This window comes from Capnocytophaga sp. oral taxon 329 str. F0087 (assembly GCF_000213295.2).
GTDB lineage: Bacteria > Bacteroidota > Bacteroidia > Flavobacteriales > Flavobacteriaceae > Capnocytophaga > Capnocytophaga leadbetteri_A.
The window spans coordinates 34,294-35,893 of sequence record NZ_KN390000.1 but is presented as its reverse complement, the minus strand read 5'-3'; the positions used below and the strand labels follow the sequence as shown (position 1 = coordinate 35,893).

General features: G+C 41.3%; 1 pseudogene. It reads right to left on the bottom strand.

The features are described from left to right. Nucleotides 1–1,600, bottom strand: a pseudogene (locus HMPREF9074_RS12345) (hypothetical protein); the annotation flags it as partial.

Genomic DNA, 1,600 nt, shown 5'->3' with positions numbered 1-1,600 from the left:
GTTTTACAAATAGTTTTTTGACTCTTGCCCTTTGAGGGTTGAGAGTTGTCACAAATACGGTAATTTAGGGTGTAACGCCCTATAGGGGTTTGAGTTGGAACAATGATGTTTCCATCTTTAGTGATGATGAAAGTATTAGGCGTAGATTGCGGTAACAAACTAAAAATTACTTTTTGAATATCAATAGGTTTTCCGTTCATACGGTCGTTAGCGAAGACACTACCGACAGTTGTAGCGGTAGTAGTGGTGCTCTCGGTAGTAGTGAGAGTATAGGTATCGTCTGAAAGTGTGATAACGGTAGGGGTAGTAGTTGCAGTGATGGTAGTACTTGTTGTGGTTGGGGTAGTCGTGGTTGGGGGGGTAACTAACTGTAGTACTGCAATGGTTACAGTTGCTGTTTGACAAACAGGCTTTTGACTCTTGTTTTTTAAGGGTTGAGAATTATCGCAAATACGGTAGTTTAAGGTGTAACGCCCTATTGGGGTATGAGAGGGGACAATAATGTTGCCATCTTTAGTAATAACAAAAGAGGTAGGTGTTGATTGCGGTAACAAGCTAAAAATTACTTTTTGGATATCAATAGGTTTTCCGTTCATACTGTCGTTAGCAAAGACACTACCGACAGTTGTAGTGGTAGTAGTGGAGCTCTCGGTAGTAGTAATAGTATAGGTGTCATCTGAGAGGGTAATAACGGTAGGGGTAACTATAGTAGGGGGGGCAGTAGCGGTGACGGTGGTGCTTGTTGTAGTAGTTGGAGCAGTAACTGATTGTAGTACTACAATGGTTACAGTTGCTGTTTGACAAATAGGTTTTTGACTCTTGTCTTTTGACAGTTGAGAATTATCGCAAATACGGTAATTTAAGGTGTAACGCCCTATTGGAGTTTGAGCTGGAATAATGATATTGCCTTCTTTAGTAATAACGAAAGAGGTAGGAGTAGATTGCGGTAACAAGCTAAAGATTACTTTTTGGATATCAATTGGCTTTCCGTTCATACTGTCGTTAGTGAAGACACTACCGACAGTTGTAGCGGTAGTAGTGGTGCTATGTGTGGTTGTGATAGTATAGGTGTCGTCTGAAAGGGTGATGACTGTAGGGGTAGTAGTAGCGGTGACAGTGGTGTTTGTTGCAATGGTTGGAGTAGTAACTGTTTGTCGCACTACTATGGTTACGGTTGCTGTTTGACAAACGGGCTTGTGGTTCTTGCTTTTTGAGGGTTGAGAGTTATCACAAATACGGTAATTTAAGGTATAGCGCCCTATTGGGGTATGAGCTGGGACAATAATATTACCCTCCTTAGTGATGATGAAAGTATTAGGAGTAGATTGCGGTAACAAGCTAAAGATTACTTTTTGGATATCAATAGGTTTTCCGTTTAGGCGGTCGTTAGTGAAGACGCTACCGACAGTTGTAGCGGTTATAGTGGTACTCTCGGTAGTAGTAAGAGTGTAAGTGTCGTCTGAAAGTGTGATAATAGTCGGGGTGACTATTGTAGGGGTAGTTGTGGTTGGGGTAGTAACTGATTGTAGTATTGCAATAGTTACAGTTGCTGTTTTACAAATAGGTTTTTGACTCTTGCCCTTTGAGGGTTGAGAGTTGT